This window comes from Citrobacter sp. Cb041 (assembly GCF_030336655.1).
GTDB lineage: Bacteria > Pseudomonadota > Gammaproteobacteria > Enterobacterales > Enterobacteriaceae > Citrobacter > Citrobacter braakii.
This window is the reverse complement of record NZ_JAOWDD010000034.1, coordinates 87,560-113,187: the sequence shown is the minus strand read 5'-3', so window position 1 is coordinate 113,187 and position 25,628 is coordinate 87,560. Positions and strand designations below refer to the sequence as shown.

25 protein-coding genes are annotated in these 25,628 nt (G+C 52.8%); 8 read left to right on the top strand and 17 right to left on the bottom strand.

Going from position 1 to position 25,628, the window contains the following annotated elements; genetic code table 11:
- Positions 1 to 47: 47 nt before the first annotated feature.
- On the bottom strand, positions 48 to 893 hold the full coding sequence (gene nhoA, locus OGV52_RS08230) for an N-hydroxyarylamine O-acetyltransferase (RefSeq protein WP_131379334.1): 846 nt from the start codon (positions 891 to 893) through the stop codon (positions 48 to 50).
- Between the two features lie 157 nt (positions 894 to 1,050).
- Between nhoA and OGV52_RS08225 the strand changes: the two genes are divergently transcribed.
- On the top strand, positions 1,051 to 1,623 hold the full coding sequence (locus OGV52_RS08225) for a flavin reductase family protein (protein ID WP_016156553.1): 573 nt from the start codon (positions 1,051 to 1,053) through the stop codon (positions 1,621 to 1,623).
- Positions 1,624 to 1,662: 39 nt separating this feature from the next.
- On the opposite strand, the gene pptA is transcribed toward OGV52_RS08225, so the two are convergent.
- Together pptA and OGV52_RS08215 are read right to left on the bottom strand one after the other, a co-directional pair.
- Positions 1,663 to 1,890, bottom strand: a complete 228-nt coding sequence (gene pptA, locus OGV52_RS08220; protein WP_047498636.1) for a tautomerase PptA — start codon at positions 1,888 to 1,890, stop codon at positions 1,663 to 1,665.
- A gap of 34 nt (positions 1,891 to 1,924) precedes the next feature.
- Positions 1,925 to 2,977 (bottom strand): LacI family DNA-binding transcriptional regulator, encoded by a 1,053-nt coding sequence (locus OGV52_RS08215; protein WP_233628821.1) that lies wholly within the window; start codon positions 2,975 to 2,977, stop codon positions 1,925 to 1,927.
- A gap of 271 nt (positions 2,978 to 3,248) precedes the next feature.
- On the opposite strand from OGV52_RS08215, the gene OGV52_RS08210 reads away from it, so the two are divergent.
- Positions 3,249 to 4,445 carry an L-talarate/galactarate dehydratase gene (locus OGV52_RS08210; protein WP_016153126.1) on the top strand — a complete coding sequence of 399 codons (1,197 nt, stop codon included), beginning with the start codon at positions 3,249 to 3,251 and terminating at the stop codon, positions 4,443 to 4,445.
- Between the two features lie 73 nt (positions 4,446 to 4,518).
- Positions 4,519 to 5,829: an MFS transporter gene (locus OGV52_RS08205; RefSeq protein ID WP_016153127.1), complete on the top strand. Its 1,311-nt coding sequence runs from the start codon at positions 4,519 to 4,521 to the stop codon at positions 5,827 to 5,829.
- Positions 5,830 to 5,897: 68 nt separating this feature from the next.
- Here the strand turns inward: OGV52_RS08205 and OGV52_RS08200 are convergent, their stop codons facing one another.
- The 8 genes from OGV52_RS08200 to OGV52_RS08170 form a co-directional block, all read right to left on the bottom strand.
- A complete protein-coding gene (locus OGV52_RS08200; protein ID WP_200052212.1) occupies positions 5,898 to 6,515 on the bottom strand; it encodes a glutathione S-transferase family protein in 618 nt (205 codons plus the stop codon).
- Between the two features lie 82 nt (positions 6,516 to 6,597).
- On the bottom strand, positions 6,598 to 7,371 hold the full coding sequence (locus tag OGV52_RS08195; RefSeq protein WP_016153129.1) for an amino acid ABC transporter ATP-binding protein: 774 nt from the start codon (positions 7,369 to 7,371) through the stop codon (positions 6,598 to 6,600).
- On the bottom strand, positions 7,355 to 8,281 hold the full coding sequence (locus OGV52_RS08190; protein ID WP_016153130.1) for an amino acid ABC transporter permease: 927 nt from the start codon (positions 8,279 to 8,281) through the stop codon (positions 7,355 to 7,357). Before OGV52_RS08190 ends, OGV52_RS08195 begins: the two co-directional genes overlap by 17 nt.
- Positions 8,282 to 8,290: 9 nt before the next feature.
- On the bottom strand, positions 8,291 to 8,800 hold the full coding sequence (locus OGV52_RS08185; protein WP_047498622.1) for a GNAT family N-acetyltransferase: 510 nt from the start codon (positions 8,798 to 8,800) through the stop codon (positions 8,291 to 8,293).
- Positions 8,801 to 8,810: 10 nt separating this feature from the next.
- Complete coding sequence (locus OGV52_RS23530; protein WP_019076809.1) at positions 8,811 to 9,743, bottom strand: ABC transporter substrate-binding protein; 933 nt, start codon at positions 9,741 to 9,743, stop codon at positions 8,811 to 8,813.
- A gap of 12 nt (positions 9,744 to 9,755) precedes the next feature.
- Positions 9,756 to 11,069, bottom strand: coding sequence for an LLM class flavin-dependent oxidoreductase (locus tag OGV52_RS23525; protein ID WP_016153133.1), 1,314 nt, complete (start codon positions 11,067 to 11,069; stop codon positions 9,756 to 9,758).
- Positions 11,070 to 11,094: 25 nt separating this feature from the next.
- Positions 11,095 to 12,216, bottom strand: coding sequence for an amidohydrolase (locus OGV52_RS08175; RefSeq protein ID WP_016153134.1), 1,122 nt, complete (start codon positions 12,214 to 12,216; stop codon positions 11,095 to 11,097).
- Positions 12,216 to 13,214 (bottom strand): MsnO8 family LLM class oxidoreductase, encoded by a 999-nt coding sequence (locus OGV52_RS08170; RefSeq protein WP_141875197.1) that lies wholly within the window; start codon positions 13,212 to 13,214, stop codon positions 12,216 to 12,218. The genes OGV52_RS08175 and OGV52_RS08170 overlap by 1 nt, the downstream gene beginning before the upstream one ends.
- A gap of 516 nt (positions 13,215 to 13,730) precedes the next feature.
- Here OGV52_RS08170 and OGV52_RS08165 point away from each other — a divergent pair.
- Together OGV52_RS08165 and ansP are read left to right on the top strand one after the other, a co-directional pair.
- Positions 13,731 to 15,272: a methyl-accepting chemotaxis protein gene (locus OGV52_RS08165; RefSeq protein WP_181547656.1), complete on the top strand. Its 1,542-nt coding sequence runs from the start codon at positions 13,731 to 13,733 to the stop codon at positions 15,270 to 15,272.
- A 280-nt stretch (positions 15,273 to 15,552) separates the two neighbouring features.
- Entirely contained in the window at positions 15,553 to 16,995 is a 1,443-nt protein-coding gene (gene ansP, locus OGV52_RS08160; protein WP_003833088.1) for an L-asparagine permease, read from the top strand.
- A 41-nt stretch (positions 16,996 to 17,036) separates the two neighbouring features.
- Here ansP and OGV52_RS08155 read toward each other — a convergent pair whose 3' ends face one another.
- Positions 17,037 to 17,258: a YgdI/YgdR family lipoprotein gene (locus OGV52_RS08155; RefSeq protein ID WP_003020157.1), complete on the bottom strand. Its 222-nt coding sequence runs from the start codon at positions 17,256 to 17,258 to the stop codon at positions 17,037 to 17,039.
- Between the two features lie 136 nt (positions 17,259 to 17,394).
- Positions 17,395 to 18,456 (bottom strand): 7-bladed beta-propeller protein YncE, encoded by a 1,062-nt coding sequence (yncE, locus tag OGV52_RS08150; protein WP_153690361.1) that lies wholly within the window; start codon positions 18,454 to 18,456, stop codon positions 17,395 to 17,397.
- 260 nt (positions 18,457 to 18,716) lie between these two features.
- On the opposite strand from yncE, the gene pqqU reads away from it, so the two are divergent.
- Positions 18,717 to 20,837, top strand: coding sequence for a TonB-dependent receptor PqqU (gene pqqU, locus OGV52_RS08145; protein WP_287108345.1), 2,121 nt, complete (start codon positions 18,717 to 18,719; stop codon positions 20,835 to 20,837).
- A gap of 30 nt (positions 20,838 to 20,867) precedes the next feature.
- Here pqqU and curA read toward each other — a convergent pair whose 3' ends face one another.
- Both curA and OGV52_RS08135 read right to left on the bottom strand, forming a co-directional pair.
- Positions 20,868 to 21,905 (bottom strand): NADPH-dependent curcumin/dihydrocurcumin reductase, encoded by a 1,038-nt coding sequence (gene curA, locus OGV52_RS08140; RefSeq protein WP_287108344.1) that lies wholly within the window; start codon positions 21,903 to 21,905, stop codon positions 20,868 to 20,870.
- A gap of 58 nt (positions 21,906 to 21,963) precedes the next feature.
- Positions 21,964 to 22,539, bottom strand: coding sequence for a helix-turn-helix domain-containing protein (locus tag OGV52_RS08135; RefSeq protein WP_046275593.1), 576 nt, complete (start codon positions 22,537 to 22,539; stop codon positions 21,964 to 21,966).
- A 37-nt stretch (positions 22,540 to 22,576) separates the two neighbouring features.
- Here OGV52_RS08135 and OGV52_RS08130 point away from each other — a divergent pair, with 37 nt between their 5' ends.
- Positions 22,577 to 23,095, top strand: coding sequence for a GNAT family N-acetyltransferase (locus tag OGV52_RS08130; protein WP_287108342.1), 519 nt, complete (start codon positions 22,577 to 22,579; stop codon positions 23,093 to 23,095).
- Entirely contained in the window at positions 23,092 to 23,541 is a 450-nt protein-coding gene (locus OGV52_RS08125) for a DMT family transporter (RefSeq protein ID WP_016156572.1), read from the top strand. The genes OGV52_RS08130 and OGV52_RS08125 overlap by 4 nt, the downstream gene beginning before the upstream one ends.
- Positions 23,542 to 23,607: 66 nt before the next feature.
- On the opposite strand, the gene OGV52_RS08120 is transcribed toward OGV52_RS08125, so the two are convergent.
- Together OGV52_RS08120 and OGV52_RS08115 are read right to left on the bottom strand one after the other, a co-directional pair.
- A complete protein-coding gene (locus tag OGV52_RS08120; RefSeq protein WP_016153143.1) occupies positions 23,608 to 23,841 on the bottom strand; it encodes a YdcY family protein in 234 nt (77 codons plus the stop codon).
- Positions 23,842 to 23,858: 17 nt separating this feature from the next.
- Positions 23,859 to 25,457, bottom strand: a complete 1,599-nt coding sequence (locus OGV52_RS08115; protein WP_287108340.1) for an ABC transporter substrate-binding protein — start codon at positions 25,455 to 25,457, stop codon at positions 23,859 to 23,861.
- Positions 25,458 to 25,628 lie beyond the last annotated feature (171 nt).

Genomic DNA, 25,628 nt, shown 5'->3' with positions numbered 1-25,628 from the left:
AGGCCGGATAAGGCGATTACGCCAATCCGGCACTAATTCCGATGCCCCTATTTCCCCGCGTCCGGATGCGTATCAAACGCCGCCATTACCGTCGCCAGCTCATCCTGGGTAAACCCATGCTTCACGTCATCCACGCCCAGGCCAAACCGCTCCTGCAACAAGGCATACAGGCTGGGGACGTCAGGCAGATTAATCTGTTCTACCGCGTGTCCATCCTGATAATGGGTGAAATGAAAATTGGTTAACGTTAATTTCCCGCCGTCGGGCAGATGACGACACATCAGCAAATGATGGCGAAAATGTGATTGCGGCCAGTGAGCGGACCAGAAGTTGCCTATCAGATAATCGCTCTGATGCTGTACGACCAGGTCGAAACGGTACATTGATTGCCAGTGTTCGTGATGACAGAACTGTAGGATCCAGTCTTCACCTTCCTGAATCAGCCGATATTCGCCGTGTGGTGTCTTCTGCTCAACATTCGCCTGCAGACGAATCGGCGCCGTCAGCGTCTGCCCGCCGAAACCAACGTCGGCGATCCACTGCTCTCCCTGCAACTCAACCAGCAACAGACGATGCGTGCGTGGTGGCAGACTTGACGGGTTCGCCAGTACCACACGCCCGAGCAGACTGCGTACGGTAAAACCGATTTCGCGTAGCGCTCGCTCAAATACTCCGTTCTGTTCAAAACAATAGCCGCCGCGACGCGCCGTCACCAGCTTCTCCTCCAATGACAAATCGTCAAGCTGCATCTCTCTTGGAAGCAATACATCCAGGTTTTCAAAAGGTATGGCGGCGTTGTGCAGTAAATGCAGCGCCCGTAAGGTTTCAATGTTGACCCTGGCCAAATCTGACCAGCCAATACGGGCAAAATAAGCGGTTAAAAAAGGCGTCATACGGAGTTCCTGTTCAATTAATGCAGTACTTATAACGCATTTTTAATTTTGCGCCGTCGATTTTGTGCGTTGTTCCTCCAGACGAGGCGACAAAATCGCTAATACCGTTAATATCTATGTTTATTGTGGTGTGTTATCTCTCAGCCAAGGAGCATCCATGAGCCATTTTCGTCCGATCGAATTAAAACATGCCAGTCGGTTGCTAAATCACGGCCCAACGATATTAATCACCAGCCGGGATGAGCATACCGAGCGGCGAAATGTGATGGCTGCCGCGTGGTCAATGCCCGTGGAGTTTGAACCACCGCGGATCGCGATTGTTGTCGACAAGACCGCCTGGTCACGTGAGCTCATTGAACGTAGCGGCAAATTCGGCATCGTTATTCCGGGCGTTGCCGCCGCCAACTGGACCTGGGCCGTAGGCAGCGTTTCCGGTCGTGTGGAAGATAAATTCAACTGCTACGGCATTCCCGTGGTGCAGGGACCGGTACTGGGTTTACCGCTGATTGAAGCAAAATGTCTGGCCTGGATGGAGTGTCGCCTGTTGCCTGCCACTGCGGCACAGGAAAAATATGACACGCTGTTTGGTGAAGTGGTCTCGGCTGCCGCTGATGAGCGAGCCTTCGTGGAAGGACGCTGGCAGTTTGATGATGGCAAGCTCAATACCCTGCATCACCTTGGGGCCGGAACGTTTGTCTCCAGTGGAAAACTCATAACAGCAGCTGAATAATGGCACGACAAAACGGGCGGAAAATCCGCCCGTTTTGTCTTACATGCTGTAGCCGGGTTTTTTAATCAACCTGGCCATCTGCGGCGCAATCTCCGCATCCCACACGCCCTGCCACGCCTCGGGCTCAATTTCATTAAGCGCCACGCTCACTGAACTGTCTTTGCTTTGCAAATGACGAATAATGACGTCGGTAATATCCGCCGCCAGCGCGGATTTTTGTTCGTTGTTCAGGTCGCGAGGAAAACATTTGATATCGACGTGCGGCATAGCAGATTCCTTATTGTTTTGGGATGCAGGTAACTTATGCGGATTCTCGTTCCACCAGGTGAAATCCAACATCAATAATATCGTCTTCACGCGGAATTTGTTCGATACGATCGGCAAGCAGAGAGGCGGCGCGTTGTCCAATAGCCCGTCTGTCGACGCTGACGGTGGTGATGGCAGGTCGGTTACTGGCGGCAAAGTCGAGATCGCCAAAACCGATTACCGCTAATTCCTGCGGCACGCGTAGACCACGGCTTTCGGCTTCCATGATCGCCCCCTGGGCTAACGTATCTGAGCTACAGACGATGACATCAAACGCGCGTTCAGCCAATAGCTGTGCCAACCCGCTACGCCCCAATGCCAGAGAGGCAGGAAGCGGGACATCCACCTGAGCACCAGCCGCAATACCATGACGGCTCAGCGCATCGCACAGTCCTTGTTTACGCTGGCCTGCCCGGCGATCGGCGGTCCATAGTAAACCAGGACGGCGATACCCTTTTTCCAGCAAATAGTCTGCTACCGCCTGCCCGACTTTTTCATGCGAAAACCCCACCAGCATATCGATGGGCGTTGGCGTTAAATCCCATATTTCCACGACCGGGATGGCCGCATTAAGAATCACCTTTTTCAGCTCGGCGGTATGATGGATACCGGTGAGCACTACACCATCCGGGCGACGAGAAAGCAGCGTCGCCACCAGCTCAGCCTCTGTTTGCGGCGTATAACCCGACACGCAGAGCAAGATGTGGTACCCGCGTTCAGCCAGTTCATCGCTTAATGACTGGATGGTATCGACAAACATATTGTTGTTAATTTGTGGGACAACCACAGCAATAAGCTTACTGCGACGCGACGCCAGCCCCCCGGCCAGCGCGTTGGGAATATATCCGGTGGCGCGTACCGCCTGCATCACTTTTTCTACTGTTCTCGGGCGCACCAGTTGCGGGGTATTCAACGCCCTGCTCACCGTCATGGGCGACAATCCCGCGGTACGGGCAACATCTTCCAGCGTGGGTGCGCGCGGAGGTCTGGGATTTTTCACTGTCGATGCCCTTGTCAAAAATCGCTGATTTATCCTGGCATTATTCATCATGATTTCGGCTATTGCCAGCGCCCCTCTACGATAACGCTGAGAAAACAGCAGCTTAGTTAATTAGCGCCATCTGAAATGATAGCGCCATCATAATGACTTGTGCATTTACCCATAAAGTATTGGAATGTGATGCTGTTTACAAGTTACTGCCCTTTTGTCTCAGTATTTGTGAGCGATTGTTCAAAACGCATTCAATTCGCTGGCGCAATGATTGCGCTAACACTAAAAATGTTAGCGCAATCATTTGTTATCACCAGGAGAGATTAAAATGTCATTAAGTGCGAATTCCGATGCCGTAACGTATGCCAAATCAGCCAATGCAAAAACCGCGGCTGAAACCGGCGACCGTATCGAGTGGGTTAAGCTATCCCTGGCTTTCCTTCCTCTGGCAACACCCGTGAGCGATGCCAAAGTGCTGACCGGTCGCCAGAAACCCCTAACCGAAGTCGCCATTATTATCGCGGAGATCCGCAGTCGCGACGGGTTTGAAGGCGTTGGATTTAGTTACTCCAAACGGGCTGGCGGCCAGGGAATCTATGCTCATGCCAAAGAAATTGCCGATAACCTGTTAGGCGAAGATCCAAACGATATCGACAAGATCTACACCAAGCTACTGTGGGCTGGCGCTTCCGTAGGGCGCAGCGGCATGGCGGTTCAGGCTATCTCCCCTATCGATATCGCCTTGTGGGATATGAAGGCCAAGCGTGCAGGGTTGCCGCTAGCAAAACTATTGGGTGCACACCGGGACTCCGTGCAGTGTTACAACACCTCCGGCGGATTCCTGCATACGCCGCTGGATCAGGTGCTCAAAAACGTCGTTATTTCCCGTGAAAACGGCATTGGCGGCATCAAACTCAAGGTTGGTCAGCCAAACTGCGCCGAGGATATTCGCCGCTTAACCGCGGTGCGTGAAGCGCTGGGCGATGACTTCCCGCTGATGGTCGATGCCAATCAGCAGTGGGATCGAGAAACCGCCATTCGTATGGGACGAAAAATGGAGCAGTTCAATCTGATCTGGATTGAAGAGCCGCTGGATGCCTATGATGTGGAAGGTCACGCCCAACTGGCCGCCGCGCTTGATACCCCGATTGCTACCGGTGAAATGCTGACCAGCTTCCGCGAACATGAACAGTTGATCCTCGGTAATGCCAGTGATTTTGTACAGCCCGATGCACCGCGTGTGGGGGGAATTTCACCGTTTCTGAAAATTATGGACCTGGCGGCGAAACACGGTCGCAAACTGGCTCCGCACTTTGCCATGGAAGTTCACCTGCATCTGTCCGCCGCTTACCCGCTTGAGCCATGGTTGGAACATTTCGAATGGCTGAACCCGTTATTTAATGAACAGCTTGAGCTGCGCGATGGGCGGATGTGGGTTTCCGACCGTCACGGTCTGGGGTTCAGCATCAGCGAGCAGACGCGCCGCTGGACGCAATTAACCTGCGAGTTTGGTAAACGTCCTTAATTTATTTGGCGGGTAAGTAATACCCGCCCTCTTCCCTACAGAAACGCTCTCAACCTTATGAAAGGAGTGGGTGATGAACACAATAATAAAGCGCACAAAAGTGCGTTACGGTATTTTGATATTTCTGTTTCTTGCCACCGTATTTAATTACGCCGATCGCGCGACGTTATCCGTCGTGGCTCCGATTATGAGCAAAGAATTAGGTTTTGATCCCGAAGCAATGGGGCTGGCCTTTTCTGCCTTCGGTATTTCTTATGTCATTATGCAATTGCCTGGCGGCTGGCTACTTGATCGCTACGGTTCTCGTCTGGTATACGGCTGCGCCCTGATTGGCTGGTCGCTGGTGACCATGTTTCAGGGCACCATTTATCTGTATGCCAGTCCACTTGTGGTATTGATAATCTTACGTTTACTGATGGGTGCCATTGAGGCTCCGGCCTTTCCTGCCAACAGCCGATTAAGCGTACAGTGGTTTCCTAATAATGAACGAGGCTTTGTCACCTCAGTTTACCAGGCCGCGCAATATATCTCGTTAGGGGTAATTACACCGTTAATGACGATAATTTTGCATAATCTCAGCTGGCACTTTGTTTTTTATTACATCGGGGCGATTGGCGTTATTCTAGGCATCTTCTGGCTGGTAAAAATCAGAGATCCTATGCATCATCCGAAGGTAAACCAGCAGGAAATTGACTATATCCGGGAAGGCGGTGGCGAACCGTCGCTGGGAAATAAAAAAGAGCCACAGAAGATTACCTTTGCGCAAATAAAAAGCGTCTGCGTCAACCGCATGATGATTGGCGTTTACATCGGGCAGTTCTGCGTGACGTCAATCACCTGGTTCTTCCTGACCTGGTTTCCTACCTATCTGTATCAGGCTAAAGGAATGTCGATCCTTAAAGTGGGGTTTGTCGCCAGTATTCCTGCTATTGCCGGTTTTATCGGTGGATTGTTAGGGGGCGTTTTTTCAGACTGGCTATTAAAGCGCGGCTACAGCCTGACGGTTGCTCGTAAGCTACCCGTTATCTGCGGAATGTTACTTTCCTGTGTCATCGTTATCGCTAACTACACCTCGTCAGAATTTGTGGTTATCGCGGCGATGAGTCTGGCATTTTTCGCCAAAGGCTTTGGCAATCTGGGATGGTGCGTACTTAGCGATACTTCACCAAAAGAAGTGCTCGGCATTGCTGGCGGCGTATTCAATATGTGCGGCAATATGGCGAGTATTATCACGCCGCTGGTGATCGGCGTCATTCTGGCGAATACCCAGTCATTCGATTACGCCATTCTGTACGTCGGTTCGATGGGGCTGATTGGCCTGATTTCTTATCTGTTTATCGTGGGGCCGCTGGATCGTATTACGCTGAGCCCGTCCGTCGCGTAATGTAAGCTTATGGCGATAGTTCGCCCGCTGTTCCGGGATTTGCACTCCTGCGGAACAGCGTTTTTTTTTCAAATAATCTTATTATTTTTCAGTACAGTACGCAGTCGCGGGTGCTGGCAAACCGCGTCAGCGATGGCGCTGATATTGGGCGTGTTGTCCTGAAACCAGTCATGCCCTGGCCCCCAGGTGCGCATAACGGCAATATAAACGTCCAGCAGTGTTAGCTGATCGCCGAACGCGTACGGCTCAGCGATTAGCTGGTCGTTCAGCCACCTATAAAGCGATTTGCGGTACTCAATACAGTTCTTTTTTAACTGCGCCGCGGCGTCTGGTACCCAGCGTTGTGGATAATCGGCATAGGTAAACGTTGGATAGACATTTGCCACCAGCCATATCAACAGACGCTGAAACTGCTGGCGCTCAGCGTGCCCAACGGGTGGCGCAAGTTCAGGACAACGATCGAGGATCATCAGGGCGATCGCCGCCGTTTCCGTCATCACGTTACCATTTTCCAGTATCAGTGTGGGCACCTGGCACAACGGATTCATTTTTTTAAGCAACTCCCGCGAAGGCCCGTCGCGGTCAAAACCATCAACATCAATAAAGCTGTAAGGGATCTCCGCCAGTGTGAGCATCACTTCACTGATGGCCGATCCCCAGCCCGGCACCCCATAGACCCTAATCATGCTGCAACCCCCAAAGTTAAAACCCTAAGTGTAGAGCAGCATTCGTCAGTCTATGCAGACCTGCCTATCTTTCCCTTGAAGTTCACAGCACTTTCGACAAGAACTGCTGGGTGCGCGTGTGGCGTGGATGATTCAGCACCTGCTCGCTGCTGCCCTGTTCGACAATTTTGCCATCGACCATAAACACCACCTGATCCGCCACTTCCCGGGCGAATCCAATCTCGTGCGTCACCACAACCAGCGTGGTTCCCGACTGCGCCAGTGCTTTGATGACATCCAGAACTTCGCCTACCAGTTCAGGATCCAGCGCTGAAGTGGGTTCATCAAACAGCATAACGCGTGGATTTAGCGCCAGCGCACGGGCTATAGCGATACGCTGCTGCTGACCGCCGGAGAGATGACGCGACCAGGCATCGGCTTTATTACGCAGGCCAACGGCATCAAGCAGAGTTAATGCCCGCTCGGTGGCGGCTTTACGCGATGCCAGACCGTGCGCAATGGGCGCTTCAATCAAATTCTCCAGCACTGTTAAGTGCGGAAACAGATTAAAATTCTGGAACACATAGCCGACGTTAACGCGCTGGCGCAAAATTTCCGCCTCTTTCAGCTCATACAGCTTGTCTCCCTGCCGACGATAACCAATGTAATCGCCATCGATTTGAATAAACCCTTCATCGACGCGCTCCAGATGGTTGATCGTCCGCAAGAGTGTGGATTTCCCTGAACCGGACGGGCCAAGAATAACCGTTACCGTTCCGGGAGGGATCTCCAGCGATACATTATCCAGCGCTTTGTGGCGACCAAAGTATTTGCTGACGCCGGTAATGGAAATATGGCCTTCAGGCGAGTGGGACATGGACGGCCTCCTGCTGCGGACGTTGACGGTTGCGTTTTTCTGCACGGCTCACCCGGGCGGTATTGATTGCTGAACGTCGCTCGCTGCGGGCCAGCGCGCGTTCGACCAGATGCTGAATTAACGACAGGACGCTGGTGATCACCAGATACCACACCGCACCCACCATCAGCAGCGGGATCACTTCCTGCGTGCGGTTGTAGATCATCTGGATGGTGTAGAACAGCTCTGGCATTGCCAGCACGTATACCATCGCCGTCCCTTTCGCCAGACTGATGATTTCATTGAAGCCAGCAGGCAAAATGGTGCGCAGCGCCTGCGGCAGAATAATCCGCAGCGTACGTCGCCATGCGGGTAAGCCCAGCGCTGCCGCTGCCTCGTACTGGCCGTGATCAACCCCTAAAAATCCACCACGAATAATTTCAGCAGTATAGGCGCTTTGCACCAGCGTCAGGCCAACCACTGCGGTGGAAAACTGGCCGAGCACATTGATGGTCTCAAAACTGCCCCATTGAATGGGAGTAAACGGAATACCAATCGCCAGCGTGTCGTACAAATAGGAGAAGTTGTACAAAACGATGAGCACCACAATCAGCGGTAACGAACGAAACAGCCAGATGTATCCCCATGCCAGACCGTTCAGCAGCCAGGAAGATGAAAGCCGTGCCAGCGCCAGCAGACCACCGATGATAATACTCAACAGCGTACCGATAAGCGTCAGTAGCAGAGTTTGCCCAAGGCCGGACAAGATAACCGGATCAAAGAACCAACGGGCAAACACGCCCCATTCCCAGCGCGGATTAAACGCCACGGACTGGATAATCACCGCCAGGACAAACAAGGCAATGACTGCTCCTGCGGTGCGCATGGGATAGCGCGCCGGTACGACTTTAATACTCTCCGTCGTTTTCATCTTCTCTCCTCAGGCTATTCTGGCCTGACCGGCGATGGTCAACAGTTTGGTAAAGCGCAGCCGGCCATCAAACGGTGGCATGCTGTACTCTTCGGGATCGCGCGCTGTATCAAATTGCGGATCGTAGCCCTGGCTTAAATAAAGTCGCACGGCCTCCGGCTGGCGAAATCCCGTGGTCAGATAAATCCGGCTGTAGCCCGCCAGCAGCGCCCTGCGTTCCAGCTCCTGCACCACGCGCGCCGCCAGCCCCTGCTGACGCAGGCTGCTTTTCGTCCAGATGCGCTTAATCTCGGCGGTGTCTTTGTCGTAAGGTTTGTAGGCCCCGGTGGCGATAATCTCGCCGCTGCGTTCCAGTACCACGAAAAGTCCCTGCGGTGCCAGATACCATTCGGTCAGCTCCACTTCAGCGTCGCGAGAAAAATAATCGCCATAGCGGGCGGCATATTCACCGAACAGACCGTTCAAAATTGGCTGCAGCTCGCTGGCTTCAGGTGAGACCACGCGAAATTGATCGCTCACGATGACCTCCTTAGTCGCCTAAACCGGCCGGGTTGATTTCAGATTGCGGAATACGTTCCACCCCTTCTCCCCAGCGGTTCAGCACCTTGTCATAGTCGCCGTTGCCAATTACGCCGTTGAGGGCGGTTTGTACCGGCAGAACCAGACCGCTGTCCTTTTTCAGCGTCACAGCGATGTGTGCCGCTTTTGGCCAACCGCCATCAACGCTGCCCACCCGTTGCGTTTTACCGTTGAGTGCAGCTTTCCACGCGCCGATAACGTTAGGACCGAAGTAAGCATCGGCGCGGCCTGACTGCAGAGCCAGGGTTTGCGCGGCATCATCTTTGGTATACACCGGCGTAAACGGCTGCAACCCTTTCTTCACGTTCTCATCGTTCCAGGCGAGTAGGATGGCTTCCTGATTTGTCCCCGAACCGACGATGATGCGCAGACCGGCGATATCTTCTGCCTGCTCGATTTTCTTCAGCTTACTGCCGGTTTTGACGTAGAAGCCAAGGGAGTCCTTACGATACGTCGCGAAATCGAATTTCTCTTTGCGGGCTTTGGTGACGGTAATATTGCTGATCGCGGCATCATATTTGCCGGACGTGACGCCCAGCGGCCAGTCTTCCCATGACGTGGGCACGACGTTGAGTTCCAGCCCCAGACTGTCAGCCACCAGACGAGCGATGTCCGCCTCGCTGCCGATCAGTGTCTTATTGTCATCGGCAAAGACGGTCAGCGGCGGCTGGCTTAACCCGGCAATCGCCACGGTGAATTTACCCGGTACGGCCAGGTGCAGGTTCGCGGGCAACTGCGCAATCGCCTGCGGATTTTTTGCCGTATTGATTGGCGTTTTATTGGCTTCCAGGCTTACGCCTGTACCGTTAATAGTCACATCATTTGCCCAGACGTTAGCGCTGAAAGCCAGTGACAGCGCGAGGAAGACTGATTTTTTCTGCATAGCGTTTTTCTCTTATTGTGTGAATTGGTTTGCAGGTGTCGCGAGTCCCAGGCTTGCGCGCAGGGTCGTACCGGGATATTCATGGCGGAACAGGCCACGCGCCTGAAGCACGGGGACAACCTGTTCGACAAAACGCGGGAAGGTATCTGGCGTTCCACCCTGGATGATAAAACCGTCTGCGGCTTTTTCGTCGAACCACTGCTGAAGACCATCGGCAACCTGTTGCGGCGTACCGCTGAAACGTGGGCGTGGACTGGCCGCTTCCAGAGCAACCTGGCGTAGCGTTAAGCCACGCTCACGCGCGTTGCGTTTGATCTCATCAGTCGTACTGCGAAAGCTGTTTTGTCCAAGGGAACCCAGATCCGGGAACGGTGCGTCCAGTGGATATTGGGCGAAATCATGATGTTCAAAGTAGCGGCCCAGGTAGTTCAGCGCGTCGGTAATAGAGACCAGCGCAGCGGTAGTCTGATACTGCTGCTCAACATCCTCTGCGCTGTCGCCAACAATCACGCTGACGCCCTGGAATATATGCAGTTGTTCGGGATGTCGCCCGGCGTAGGCCAACTGGCTTTTTACATCCTGATAGAACTCTTTGGCCTCCGCCAGCGACTCCTGATGGGTAAAAATAGCATCGGCATGCTGCGCCGCTAATTTCTTACCATCCTGTGAAGCGCCCGCCTGGAATATAATCGGACGGCCTTGTGGCGTGCGCCCAATATTTAACGGCCCTGCGACCTGAAAATAATCTCCATGATGGTTAAGCGTATGCAGTTTTTGCGGATTAAAAAATTCTCCGCTTGCCTTATTACGGGTAAAAGCATCATCTTCCCAGGAATCCCACAGTCCTTTCACCACCTGTAAATATTCATCGGCGATACGATAACGCAGGGCATGTTCTGGATGCTGGGCACGGGAATAGTTCTTTGCCGAACCCTCCAGAGGTGATGTGACCACGTTCCATCCGGCTCGCCCCTGGCTGAGATGATCAAGGCTGGCGAACTGCCGTGCGGTAGTAAACGGCTCGCTGTATGACGTGGATACCGTGCCAACCAATCCCAGATTTTGGGTAATGCTGGCCAAAGCAGATAATACCGTCAGCGGCTCAAAGCGATTTAAAAAGTGTGGGATTGATTTTTCATTAATATACAGACCATCGGCGACAAAAATAAAATCAAGCTTCCCTTTTTCCGCAATAAGCGCCGTCTCTTTGACAAAATCAAAATTAATACTGGCATCGGCCTGTGCCGCCGGATGACGCCATGCGGACATATTTCCCGCTGCGCCATGCAGAATAGTGCCGAGCCGTAGTTGCCGATTTTCAGCCATAATAACCCCTACCCAACAGGTAAACTTAAAGATGTGCGAATGCCGTTTTTGCTAGTTGTGCAAAGTAATGCGCGGCAGGTTCAATTAAACGTTCGTCCGGATTGAAGCCCGGGTGATGTAATCCGTATTCACTGGCGCTGCCAATACTGACAAATGCGCCAGGCGTATTTTGCAGATAGACAGCAAAATCCTCGCCGCCCATATGCAGGTCGGCATGATGGGTGGTGTAGCCTGATTGTTTCGCCACGGCGGTGGCGATATCGGCCCAACGAGCATCGTTTACCAACGCGGTCGGCCCCGCATGCCAGATAACGTCGATTTGTGCGCCAAAGGCGTGGGCAAAACCGGCGGCGATGTCATTAACCCGTGCTTTAACCTGCTGCTGCACCGAAGTCCGGTGCGTTCTGAGCGTCCCTTCCAGCTCAACGGATTCTGGCAACACATTCCATGTATTTCCTCCCTGAATACGGGTCACGCTAAGTACCACTGAATCCAGTGTGTTAACGTCGCGACTGGCAACGCTTTGCAACACCGTGACCAGTTGGCTGGCGAGCAGGATGGCATCTCTGCCTTCATGCGGACGCGCCGCATGTGCGCCCTTGCCATTAATACGCAGCACGAAGCGATCGACGTTGGCATAGAACGCACCGCCGCGTGTGGCAAATTCCCCCACTGGTAAACCTGGCTCATTGTGCATGCCAAAAATAGCCGCAACGTTGTGCAGCGCACCGGCGCGGATCAGCGTTTTTGCGCCACCGAAACTCTCTTCAGCGGGCTGAAACAAAATACGTACTCGCCCCGGTAAGTGTGTTTCCTGTTGTTTAAGCAGCAGCGCGGCGCCCAGCATGACGCTGGTGTGGACGTCATGCCCGCAGGCATGCATCACTCCCGGCGTGAGGGAGCGAAACGGCACATCGGCGCTTTCTTCTATCGGTAGCGCATCGATATCCGCTCGCAGCGCGATGACATCTTCTCCCTGCCCGATTTCCGCGACCAGACCGGTTTTCAGGTCGAACGGCAAAATCTCGACGTCCGCTGCGTGCAGCCAGGCGTGAATGCGCGCCGTCGTTGCCGACTCTTGCAGGGAAAGCTCCGGGTGCTGGTGTAATTCACGACGCCAGTTGATAAGCGTTGAGGCCAGAGTCATCAGAGCACCTCCACGGCGTTATGGGCTTGCGCCAACAACCGCAGCGATGTCAGACGCGCGTGACCTTCCGCGACTGGCGTGTCGATAATGAACTCCTCAATGCCAAATTGCGTATGCAGGGCATTCAGCTTTGCCATCACCTCCTGAGCCGTGCCGTGTAACAACGCCTGCTCACGACGCGCGATTTTGCGTGGCGGACTGCCGGCCTGCGCGGCGAATGCCAGCGCCTGCTCTTCGCTGGCTACCGTGACACGTTGACCATTCTCCAGCTCCACGCCCCAAATTTGCACGTTTTCCGCAAGCTGCGCGGCGGTATCGTTACTGTCCGCCACAATCACTTGTACGGCAACTATCGTCGGACGTGCGCTGTGGGCCTGCCAGAAGGACAAAACGTCACGTAATAACGCGCGGTCACCGTTGAGGTGTGCCGCGAAGATAAAATGCCAATTGAATTGCGCTGCTAACTGTGCGCTTTGCACACTGGCTCCCAGGACAAATCCTTCCGGCGGTATCGGTGGGATTGGCGTCGGAAATACTGTTTCCCCGCTTTCCGTGCCGCTCAGCGTCAGCCAGTCGTTAAGCTGGGAAAGTTGGTCGGCAAAACTGCCTTTTTCATCCTGATGCACTCCTTGCTGTAGTGCCCGAGTCGACAGTGGTAAGCCGCCAGGGGCTTTCCCTACGCCGAGATCGACACGCCCGGGTGCCAGCGAGGCCAGAAGATTGAAGTTTTCCGCCACTTTGTACGGGCTGTAATGTTGCAGCATCACGCCACCGGAGCCAACGCGAATACGCTGGGTTTGCCCGAGGATCCAGGCAATCACCAGCTCCGGTGATGGGCTGGCCAGCTGTGGCGTATTATGGTGTTCCGCGATCCAGAAACGATGGTATCCCCACTCTTCTGCCTGCTGCGCCAGACGTAACGTCCGGGCAAGCGCCATCGCGGCGGTTTCACCTTCCCCGAGGGGGCTTTTATCCAGAATACTCAGGCGATATGACATGTTACGGGCCTATGCTTGTTAACATGTCATTATTATTAAATTATCAGATAACCATGCAGAAACATTTAATTCACATTTGCTCAGCTAAAAAGTAGATAACCAGCCCTGACGCTGTCAGGGTTAAAATTCGGATCGCCTTGTACTGGTCGGAACACGAAACTGAAAACACGCGGAATGTATGGCCTACAAAATATAATAGGGTCGTTGGTCTCACGGGAATAACATCCAAATCATTTCATGCCAGTTTTCTTTTTGCGAAAACGTTTTTTAACGCGATTTACGTTAAGTCAGGTTAAATGACTTAAAACGTTATGCGGTTGTATAAACTGTTTCAGTTTTATGACCCTGAATGAATATTCCACAGAGATTTTTTAATTTAAATACTTCCACAGAAATGATGATTAGTAGAGAATGCAGCGTTTCTTATTAAAACGGTTTAAAACGGCTTTTTAATATTCCTCCCGATTTTATTGCGGGAATTTTTGTATGGATTATACATATCATTATGGGGCCTCTATGAAAAGTAACATGCCCGTTACACAAATTGAGCACGCACTTAACGACAAAGCGACGCTGCTTTCAACGACGGATAAAGAAAGTCATATTACCTACGCTAACTCTGCTTTTATCGATGCCAGCGGATTTAACGAAGATCAATTAATGGGCGAAGCGCATAATATTATTCGCCATCCTGACATGCCTCCCGCTGCATTCGCCGATATGTGGTACACGCTACAGCAGGGAGACAGCTGGACGGGTATGGTGAAAAACCGCCGCCAAAATGGTGACCATTACTGGGTTCGCGCCAACGTTACGCCGGTCTGGCACAATGAAAAACTCACCGGTTACATCTCCGTGCGTACCGTTCCTTCGCGTGATGAAATAACTCACAGCGAAAGTTTATACCAAAAAATGAATAGTCAGCAGTTTAAAGGCTTTCGACTTTTTAAAGGGATTATCATTCGTCGCGGCTTATTGGCATGGACTTCCATGTTTAAATGGCTGAATATCAGCCAGCGCGTCAATTATTCTTTAGGGGTGACGGCCCTGCTCGCTTTGCTATTTATCTTCGCCCCGTTTAATCCATTTATTCAGTCGGGTTGCTTGCTGGTGTTAATTCTGGCGTTAGCTATTTACCTTAAGTATCAAATTTGTCAGCCAGTTAATACGCTTCTGACGCAAATGAAGAAAGTGGTGTCCGGACGTAAACCTGATAACTGTCATTTAAATCGGGTGGACGAGATCGGAATGCTAATGCGACTGGTTAATCAGTCTGGGCTTAATCTGAATTCTCTGGTCGATGACGTCAGTACGCAAATTTCCGGTATTCGCGCTATCAGTCAGCGGGTATCAAAAGAAGGTACGGCGCTGCATCAGCGTTCAGAAGAAACCTCTGCCGACCTGCAACAAACCGCTGCGGCCATTGAAGAAATTGGTAGCGCGGTACAGCAAACCGCTGAGACGGCGGCACATACCATGACCATGGCCGATAAAACCAGCGCCAACGCTGCAGAAGGCGGCGATATCATGAAACAAACTATCGCCATGATGCAGGCGATATCGCGTGATAACGGGCAGATCGTTGACATCATTGGCGTGATCGACAGCATCGCCTTTCAGACCAATATTCTGGCGCTCAATGCCGCGGTTGAAGCCGCGCGAGCCGGGGAATCCGGGCGTGGCTTCGCCGTTGTTGCGGCAGAAGTCCGCAATCTGGCTCAACACTCGGCGTCTGCGGCAAAAGAGATCAAACAGCTTATTGAGAAGAACGTCGCCAATGTTAATAGCGGCGTCAAAATGGTGGAGCAAACAGAAACGCATCTCACCGGGATGATTGGGGATGTATTGCAGATGTCGATGATGATCAAAGACATTAGTCTGGCCACGCGTGAGCAAACCCAGGCTTTGGATCTGATTAACGATTCAATTTCACGCGTTGGCACCATGACACACAATAATGCCGAGATGGTGGAGCGCGTCACCGACGCCACCGCCGATCTGACCCAGCGTTCATCACGCTTACAGCAGGCCGTTCAGGTCTTTGGCGTATCGGCATAACGTTACGGCGCTTATTGGGTGAATGTCTCGATAAGCGCACTCCTCTACAGGTATAAAGGCCCTTCTCTTTTATTGGCTGAATCGAGGCCACACCGCGCCAGTACCGGCTGCATAAAAATGCTGAATTCTTGTTACCGGGGCTTTGCGGAACCAATCAATTGAATGTAGGATGCTCGGCCGGCAGTTTTCCCCCGTAACACAATGAAGGGTAAGGCTGTTTTCGCCGCAGCAGGTGCGGCAAAAAGGATGTTGTATTTTTGTCAGGTCAACAGGAATCGTAATGAACACAAACAACACGCAAGCCGCGGAACAACATGCGGCGAAACGACGCTGGTTGAATGCTCACGAAGAGGGGTATCACAAAGCGATGGGCAATCGACAGGTACAAATGATCGCCATTGGCGGCGCAATTGGTACCGGGTTGTTTTTAGGGGCAGGCGCACGCCTGCAGATGGCCGGCCCGGCTTTGGCGCTGGTCTATCTGGTATGCGGTATTTTTTCGTTCTTTATACTGCGCGCGCTCGGCGAACTGGTTTTACATCGCCCTTCCAGCGGTAGCTTCGTTTCCTACGCCCGTGAATTTTTAGGTGAGAAAGCCGCCTATGTGGCTGGCTGGATGTACTTCATCAACTGGGCGATGACCGGCATTGTCGATATCACCGCGGTGGCGTTGTATATGCACTACTGGGGCGCATTTGGCGACGTGCCGCAGTGGGTGTTCGCCCTCGGCGCGCTGGCTATTGTCGGCACCATGAACATGATCGGCGTGAAGTGGTTCGCGGAGATGGAGTTTTGGTTTGCGCTGGTTAAGGTACTGGCAATTGTGATTTTCCTGGTGGTGGGTACCGTTTTTTTAGGTACCGGAAAGCCGCTGGATGGTAACGCCACGGGTTTTCACCTGATTACCGACAACGGCGGCTTCTTCCCGCATGGCCTGCTGCCTGCGCTGGTACTGGTACAGGGTGTGGTTTTCGCCTTTGCCTCTATTGAACTGGTGGGTACCGCCGCCGGTGAGTGCAAAGATCCGCAAACGATGGTGCCAAAAGCAATCAATAGCGTTATCTGGCGTATTGGTCTGTTCTATGTGGGTTCTGTCGTGCTGCTGGTTCTGCTACTGCCCTGGAACGCCTATCAGGCGGGGCAAAGCCCGTTTGTTACCTTCTTTTCCAAACTGGGCGTGCCGTACATTGGCAGTATCATGAATATTGTGGTGCTCACCGCGGCGCTTTCCAGCCTTAACTCAGGGCTGTACTGCACCGGGCGTATTTTACGCTCCATGTCGATGGGCGGTTCGGCACCGAAATTCATGGCTAAAATGAGCCGTCAACAGGTGCCCTGGGCCGGGATCCTCGCCACGCTGGTCGTGTATGTCGTCGGGGTATTCCTGAACTATCTGGTGCCGTCACAGGTGTTTGAGATCGTGTTGAACTTCGCGTCACTGGGCATTATTGCGTCGTGGGGGTTTATCATGGTCTGTCAGATGCGTCTGCGCCGGGCCATAAAAGAAGGTAAAACGGCAGACGTCAGCTTTAAACTGCCGGGCGCACCGTTTACCTCGTGGTTAACGCTGCTGTTCCTGCTGAGCGTACTGGTATTGATGGCGTTTGACTATCCAAACGGCACCTATACCATCGCGTCATTACCGCTGATTGCCATCCTGCTGGTCGCGGGCTGGTTCGGCGTGCGTAAACGCGTTGCAGAGATCCACCGCACCGCGCCATAACGGCAGAAGGCCTGACAGGTTAATCCTTCAGGCCTTCTTTTTTAGTTCGCTTCAATCAACTGCGCTACGTCGTTGCTGTTAATTTCCCGCGCATTCCCATCCTGATCGGTATAGCTGGTCATTCCCGTGTCTTTATCCAGTTTTGGCTTACCCTGGGTGGTGATGGTTTGTCCGCTTTTGGTCGTCATGACGTAATCGGTGGTGCATCCTGCCAATGTAAACAGCATTACGCCTGCACAAAGACAGATAAATGGCTTTTTCATGGTATTCCCGTGTTATTCAGTTAGCCGTTGAGGGCGTAGTGTAAGTCCCTGAAGTAGGTCAGGCTACTGGCGGGGTGTAACGAGGCGTATCGGGGGATTTAGAGAAGTGACAGGAGGGGTTTCCCCCTCCGGTTAATTACAGCGCAATACGAATAACATCGTCCGGCTGGGTGGCTTCCTGCTCGCGGGTGGACTTCTGTTTCACGCTCACGTACAGGGTTTTACCGTCGGCGGAGAGCGCCAGGCTATTCGGGAATGTTGGGGTCTCGAACGTTTTAACGACTTTATAGCTTTTCGCGTCGATCACGCTCACTTTGCCGGCCTGACGATGGGTCACGTAGGCCTCGTTACGCGCCGGGTTAAACAGCACGGCCAGGGATTCCGGCGCGGCGACTTTTGCCAGGACGTTGCCATTACGGGTGTCGATTACCAGCACTTCCGCCGCTTTAGAGTCGGTGACAAAGGCGCGGTTGCCCGCCGTGTCCAGGCTCAGGTTGATGAAGAAATGCTCTTTTCCATCATCCAGCAGCTTTTTACGGCTGAGAATTTTGTTGGTGGTGGTATCAATGGTGATGAATTCACCGTCCGCATTGGCGGTGTACAGGCGTTTAGCCTTGCTGTCGACAGCCAGAGCGGTGCTCATTTTGCCGGTATTTTGAATGGTGTCCTTCAATTTAATGGCATCACCGTCCACCACCCAAATCACGCTCTCTTTACCAATACCGCTAATGTATACCGTGTTGGTGGCGTCATCGGCGACCAGCTCACGCGGCTGCAGTGGGCGAACGTCTTCAGAACGCTTACGCGCATCCAGCACCAGACGTCCTTTCACCGCGCCCGTTTTAGCATCCATTGCCGTCACCGCGCTGTTTACCGTGTTGCCGAACCACAGCGTTTGCGTGGCGTTGTTGATGGCGGCGCCAAACGGTTTGAGATCGTTATGAATAACCTGAGTCACTTCGAGGGTGACCGGGTCAAGACGGTAAACCACCCCGCCGGTATCCAGTTTGCGGCTCTGCGAAGTCGCCAGCCACAGCGCGTTCTCTTGCTGACTGTATGCCATTTCATAGGCGCCTTTGCCCACGGCTTTGCGCAGCAGTTCTTCTGCAGCCTGCGTAGTAAAAGATGATGCAACGAGCAGTGAACCTAACAGTAAAGAACCACGCAGACGCGGCGAAAACAGATGACGTAAAGACATGACGACTCCCTTTGATAAATTCGTTTGTTACTGCTTCACATAGCTTCAATGAGCAAAATCATGGTTTTGCCTTTTTTAAGAATGAGAATAGTAATCATTATTCATCTCAAAGTGGAGCACTTCTTCACATATTGACTACAATCGTTGTCATTGCCCGAAAAACTAGCGCAATTCAGCAGCGCTAAAATTCATCTTTTATAAAAAAATTCACGCGCTTATCGCTGGTGTTACGGCGTAAGCATCATTAACTGGCCTTGTTCATGACGATTTTTTCAGCCCGCTACACTGCACTTCCTGTTTCTTTACTGCCTGTCTTCCTCTCGCCTTATGCCGTGGCAGAAAGTGAGATAAACGATCAAACGCTGATCGTTAGCGCGACACCACAGTCCGTTTCTGAACTGGACACCCCTGCCGCCGTCAGCGTCGTTGACGGAGAAGATATGCGTCTGGCAACGCCGCGAATTAACCTGTCTGAATCCCTGACCAGCGTCCCTGGGCTACAGGTGCAAAATCGGCAAAACTACGCCCAGGATCTCCAGTTGTCGATTCGCGGATTTGGTTCGCGAACCACTTATGGCATCCGCGGCATTCGTTTGTATGTCGACGGGATCCCGGCAACCATGCCGGATGGGCAGGGTCAAACATCCAATATTGATATCAGCAGCGTACAAAATATTGAGGTTTTACGCGGCCCCTTCTCTGCTCTGTATGGCAATGCGTCAGGTGGAGTGATAAATGTCAGCACTGAAACGGGACATGAGCCGCCAACCATTGAAGCCAGCAGTTATTACGGCAGTTTTGGCAGTTGGCGCTACGGGTTAAAAGCAACGGGCGCACTGGGCGATGGCACACAGCGAGGGGATGTGGATTACACCGTTTCAACAACCCGGTTTACCACCCATGGTTATCGCGATCGCAGCAGCGCACAAAAAAATCTGGCCAATGCCAAACTGGGCGTGCGCATGGACGATACGAGCAAACTAACCCTGATTTTCAATAGCGTAGAGAGTAAAGCTGACGATCCTGGTGGTCTTACCGAGTCGGAGTGGCAGGCCAATCCGCAGCAATCTCCCCGCGCTGAGCAATACAACACGCGAAAAACCATCAAGCAGACCCAAGCAGGATTGCGCTATGAACGCCAGCTTAGCGCGAAGGATGATATCAGCATCATGACCTATGCGGGGGAGCGTGAAACCACTCAGTATCAGTCGATCCCGATGGCCCCGCAGTTAAAACCCTCTCATGCCGGAGGTGTTATTACCCTGCAACGTCATTATCAGGGGATAGACAACCGCTGGACTCACCGTGGCGAGCTGGGCATACCCGTGACCTTCACCACCGGTCTGAATTACGAAAACATGAGCGAAAACCGTAAAGGCTACAACAACTTTCGCCTTGATGATGGCGTGCCAGAATATGGTCAGAAAGGCGACTTACGACGTAACGAACGTAACCTGATGTGGAATGTCGATCCCTATCTGCAAACCCAGTGGCAATTAACGCAGAAACTCTCGCTGGATGCCGGTGTTCGCTACAGTTCGGTGTGGTTTGATTCTAACGATCGCTATATTACGCCTGGTAACGGAGATGACAGCGGTGACGCCAGCTATCACCAGTGGTTACCTGCCGGATCGTTAAAATACGCCATCACCGATGCCTGGAACGTCTACCTGGCCGCGGGACGCGGGTTCGAAACGCCCACCATCAACGAGTTGTCTTACCGCTCCGACGGCCAAAGTGGGATGAATTTTGACCTACAGCCTTCCACAAACGATACCGTGGAAATCGGCAGTAAAACGCGTATCGGCGATGGGCTGTTTACCGCAGCGCTATTCCAGACCAATACCGATGACGAGATCGTGGTTGACAGCAGTAGCGGCGGGCGGACAACCTACAAAAACGCTGGAAAAACCCGCCGTCAGGGAGGTGAGTTATCCTGGGACCAACGCTTTGCCGCAAACTGGCGCGTAAAAGCTGCATGGACCTGGCTGGATGCAACCTACCGCAGCAACGTCTGTGGCGATCAAAACTGCAACGGCAACCGCCTGCCTGGCATTGCGCAAAACATGGGATTTGCTTCGCTGGGCTACGTGCCTGATGAAGGTTGGTATGCGGGAACTGATGTTCGTTATATGAGCAACATTATGGCCAATGATGAAAATACGGCGCAAGCCCCGTCCTATACCGTAGTGGGTTTAAATACCGGCTATAAATTTTATTACCGCAGTCTGATGATCGACCTGTTCGGTCGGGTGGATAATCTGTTTGATAAGTCCTACGTCGGTTCGGTGATAGTGAATGAGGCAAATGGTCGATATTACGAACCGGCGCCAGGACGAAACTATGGCGTAGGGATTAATCTGGCCTGGCGTTTTGAGTAACACTGGCGGGAATGACTCCCGCCATCCGTTTTACGCATCGTCTGCAAGACGAATCACCACTTTTCCGAAGTTTTTGCCGGTCAGCAGGCCGATAAAGGTCTGCGGCGCATTTTCCAGACCGTCGGTGATTTGCTCGCGGTAATGGATTTTTCCCTCTTTAACCCAGCGCCCCATCTCCCGCTGAAACTCCTGAATGCGGTGACCATAATCCTGACCAATGATAAAGCCCTGCATCCGGATACGCTTTTTCAGCAGCGTTGCCATCAGCAAAGGTAATCTATCGGGTCCGCCAGGAAGCGATGTGGCGTTGTAACCGCTGACCAGTCCGCACAGCGGAATGCGCGCAGAGGTATTGAGCAATGGCAAAACGGCGTCAAATACCTTGCCGCCGACGTTTTCGTAGTAAATATCGATCCCCTGCGGACAGGCTTTTGCCAGCTGTTGCGCAAAATCTTGTGCGTGGTGATCGAGGCAGAGATCAAAGCCCAAGACCTCGGTGGCATGTCGGCATTTCTCTGCCCCGCCTGCAACCCCGATCACCCGGCAGCCTTTGAGCTTACCAATCTGCCCTACCGTTGCGCCAACCGGGCCGGTGGCGGCGGCCACAACCAGCGTTTCCCCCGCTTTTGGCTGACCGATATCCAGCAGCCCCATATAAGCAGTAAACCCTGGCATCCCCATCACTCCCAGCGCCCAGGAGGGATGTTCAGGATTATCGCCAAGCTTCACCAGCCCGTTACCGTCGGAGATGTCATAGTCCTGCCAGCCGCTGTAGCTCAGCACCCATTCACCAGGCTGGTAATCAGGATGGTTGGAGGACACCACGCGACTCACGGTCCCGCCAACCATCACGCCGCCAATCTCTACCGGCGGGGAGTAAGACGGCTCATCGCTCATGCGTCCACGCATGTAGGGATCGAGGGAAAGAAAAATGGTGCGTAGCAAAACCTGGCCTTCACCCGGCGTTGCCACCTCATCGTCTTCAAGACGGAAGTTTACCGGGACCGGCGCGCCATGCGGGCGGGAAGCCAGTACCCAGCGGCGATTGCGATTAGTCTGTTGACCCATGATGTGCTCCTCTGCTTTTGGCATGATTCCATCAATAGTAGCAGCCTGTGTCCGCCAGTTAGCTGACGACATGATTTAACCGCACAACCAGGTAAACGCAGGGGTGTGCGGTTTCATTGATAAACCGACAATCATTCGGTGGGCCAAGCTCCAGGCAATCGCCAGCCCGCATTTCATGACGCACGTCCCCTTCCACAAAGACCAATTCCCCCTGCTGTAGCCAGATAAGTTGTCTTGCCTGCACGTAGGAAGAGGCTGGCATCGGGATATCGCTTCCGGCAGGCAATTCTATCTGCACCAGATCAATAGGCAGATCGCTGCGCGGTGAAACGTGGCGGCGCAGATAGTGGCTTTGCGGGTCGTGCCAGACAGGCTGATCAGCGAAGCGCAGCAGCTTGCCCTCCTGCATTTCGGCCCGCGCCATCAGCATAGACATGCTGATACCAAAGGCACCGGAGAGCCTGCCCAGCAGCGTGGCCGTTGGGCTGCTCTCACCGCGCTCTATTTTATGGATCATCGCCCGCGACACGCCTGCGCGCTCAGCGAGTTCCGTCAGAGACCAGCCGCGAGACTCCCGCTCAATGCGAATTCTTGCACCGATCCGTTGATTTATGCTGTCTTCAATAGTATTCATATTGTAATACTATAGTGAACAATCCCTGAGGTTCAACATGTCCATTCGATTTGCCAGCAAAGAAGACTGTGCCGCCATTGCAGAAATCTACAACCACGCGGTACTGCATACGGCGGCTATCTGGAACGATCAAACGGTCGATGCCGAAAACCGTATCTCATGGTATCAAGCCCGCCAGTTGATGGGCTACCCGGTGCTGGTGAGTGAAGAGAATGGCGTGATTACAGGGTACGCCTCCTTTGGCGACTGGCGTAACTTTGATGGATTCCGTCATACCGTTGAACATTCGGTATATGTCCATCCTGCTCATCAGGGTAAAGGCCTGGGACGAGCGCTGCTCAGCAAGTTAATAGAAGAAGCCCGCGCGTGCGGCAAGCATGTGATGGTTGCGGGCATTGAGTCTCAGAATCAGGCGTCGCTGCATCTGCACAGCACGCTGGGTTTTAAAACCACCGCGCAAATGCCACAGGTTGGCACGAAATTTGGGCGCTGGCTGGATCTGACTTTTATGCAGTTGCAGTTAGACGATCGCCGCGAACCGGATGCCAGCAGATGAACCAGACGCTAACCCTCTCCTTTCTGATTGCCGCAGGTATTGGTCTGGTGGTGCAAAATACCTTGATGGTACGCATCACGCAGACGTCCTCGACGATCCTCATCGCCATGTTACTTAACTCGCTGGTCGGGATCGTGCTGTTTGTCAGCATACTGTGGTTTAAGCAAGGTATGGCGGGGTTTGGGGAACTGGTTTCCAGCGTGCGCTGGTGGACGCTAATCCCTGGCTTGCTGGGATCGTTCTTTGTTTTTGCCAGCATCAGTGGATACCAAAATGTGGGCGCTGCAACTACTATCGCGGTGCTGGTGGCCAGCCAGTTAATCGGCGGACTGGTGCTGGATATTCTGCGCAGTCATGGCGTGCCGCTGCGGGCGTTGGTGGGGCCGGTCTGCGGCGCGGTGCTGCTGGTCGTTGGGGCCTGGCTGGTGGCGAGACGTTCGTTTTAATTGCGCTTATCCGGCCTGAACATGCAGGCCGGATAAGATGTTACTTCGCCATCTGGCCACAACGAATTAAAGGATTGTGCCGCCTTTGGTCAACTGTTCGCGACGGGTTTCCATATCCTCTTTATGCTGACGGCCATGATGTGCGATAGCCGTACGCAAACGCTGTTGCTGGGTGTAACGTTCTTCCCGGCTCAGCACGACATCATCGCTGAGTTCAATCAGCAATTCATTCATATGCGTAATGACGCTCTCTTCAATGGCGGCATCAACACGTGCGCTGACCTCATCCAGATGCGACATAACCTCTCCTTAACTCATTAATTTAATTTTGCTTTTGAAAAATCGCTGCCCATCAGGCTAACGCTGTATCCGCTGACGTTGCTGCGCGTCGCGTAAAACGTTTTCCCGTTTGCCAACGCAATCCACGGAGCCTGCTGGTAGAAAATCTCTTGCGATTGCTGGTAAAGCGCGGCGCGTTCTTCCGGTTTACTCACCAGTTTCGCCTTTTGAACCAGCGAATTATACTCTTTATCGCACCAGCGCGCGGCGTTAGATCCGGTTTTAATGCTGTCACAGCCCAGCAGTACATCGGCGAAGTTATCCGGATCGCCGTTGTCTGACATCCAACCGAACAACGCGGTGTCATGCTCACCTTTACGCATTCCGGAGAGATATTCGCCCCACTCGTACGACACAATTTTCGCCTTCACGCCAACCTTCGCCCAGTCGCTTTGGATCATCTCGGCAATCCGTCGGGAGTTCGGGTTGTATGGGCGCTGAACCGGCATTGACCACAGCGTCGCTTCAAAGCCGTTTTCCAGTCCCGCCTGTTTCAGCAGATCTTTCGCTTTTTGCGGGTCGTAAGCGTAATCCTGCAGATCTTTATTGAACCCCAACATATTCGGCGGAATTGGCGATTTTGCCACCGTACCGGAACCTAAAAAGACGGCGTTAATAATGGCCTTTTTGTCTGTCGCGTAGTTAAGCGCCTGACGCACCAGCACGTTATTAAACGGTTTTTTCTCGGTATTAAACGCCAGATACCCGACGTTCAGCGCTTCAACCGAATGCAGCGTCAAATCTTTATTCTTCTTAATCTCGTCAAACTGTACGGGCGCAGGCGCCGGAATTATCTGACATTCATTGGTTTGCAGTTTCGCCAATCGGGTCTGTACGTTTGGCGTGATTGAGAAGATCAGGTGCTTCGTGGGGACGGCGCCGTCCCAGTAGTTCGGGTTGGCGAGATAGCGGATTTGCGAATCCTGCTTGTACTGTTGCAACACGTATGGCCCGGTGCCAATTGGCCAGTTATCGACGTTTTCCGGGGTGCCTTTTTTCAGCATCACGTCAGCATATTCTGCAGAGAGGATGGAGGCAAAATCCATTCCCCAGTCGGCAAGAAACGCGGCGTTAGGTTCATTAAGGATAAACTGAACGTGATAATCATCGACCTTCTTCACTTCTTTAATCAGTTTATCCAGACCGACATCGTTGAAGTATTCGTAGCTTCCCTGAGAAATTTTGTGGTATGGATGATCGGCATCTTTCTGTCGTAATACCGAGAAAACCACGTCATCAGCGTTGAAGTCACGGGTTGGTATGAAGAATTTATTACTGTTGAATTTCACGCCCTGACGCAGGGTAAAAGTGTAGGTCTTACCGTCCGGCGAAATCGTCCAGTCCGTTGCCAGAGACGGAACTGGCGTATTTTTTACCGGATCAAAGTTGATGAGTCGGTTGTAGAGCACCTGTGAGCTGGCCACAAACGATGGACCGGAACTGGCGATTTGCGGGTTAAATGACTCTGGCGACGCTTCTGAGCAGTAAATGAGAGTGTCAGTATTGGCCGCGAACGCCGCGCCTGATGGTAAGACGGCGCTGAGCGCCAGCGCGAGTAACGTTTTCCTTGCAATCATGGTTATAAGCCTTCTTATTTTATTATTAACCGGGATATCAGAGCATAGCTGACAAAAACTGACCAATAACAAATCACTATCAGGTTATTCTAATCCGGTGTATTTTGCTGAATAATTCATCACCCTAAGCGAATTAATTTCCCTTAAGTCTTTTTCAAAACGTCAAGATTT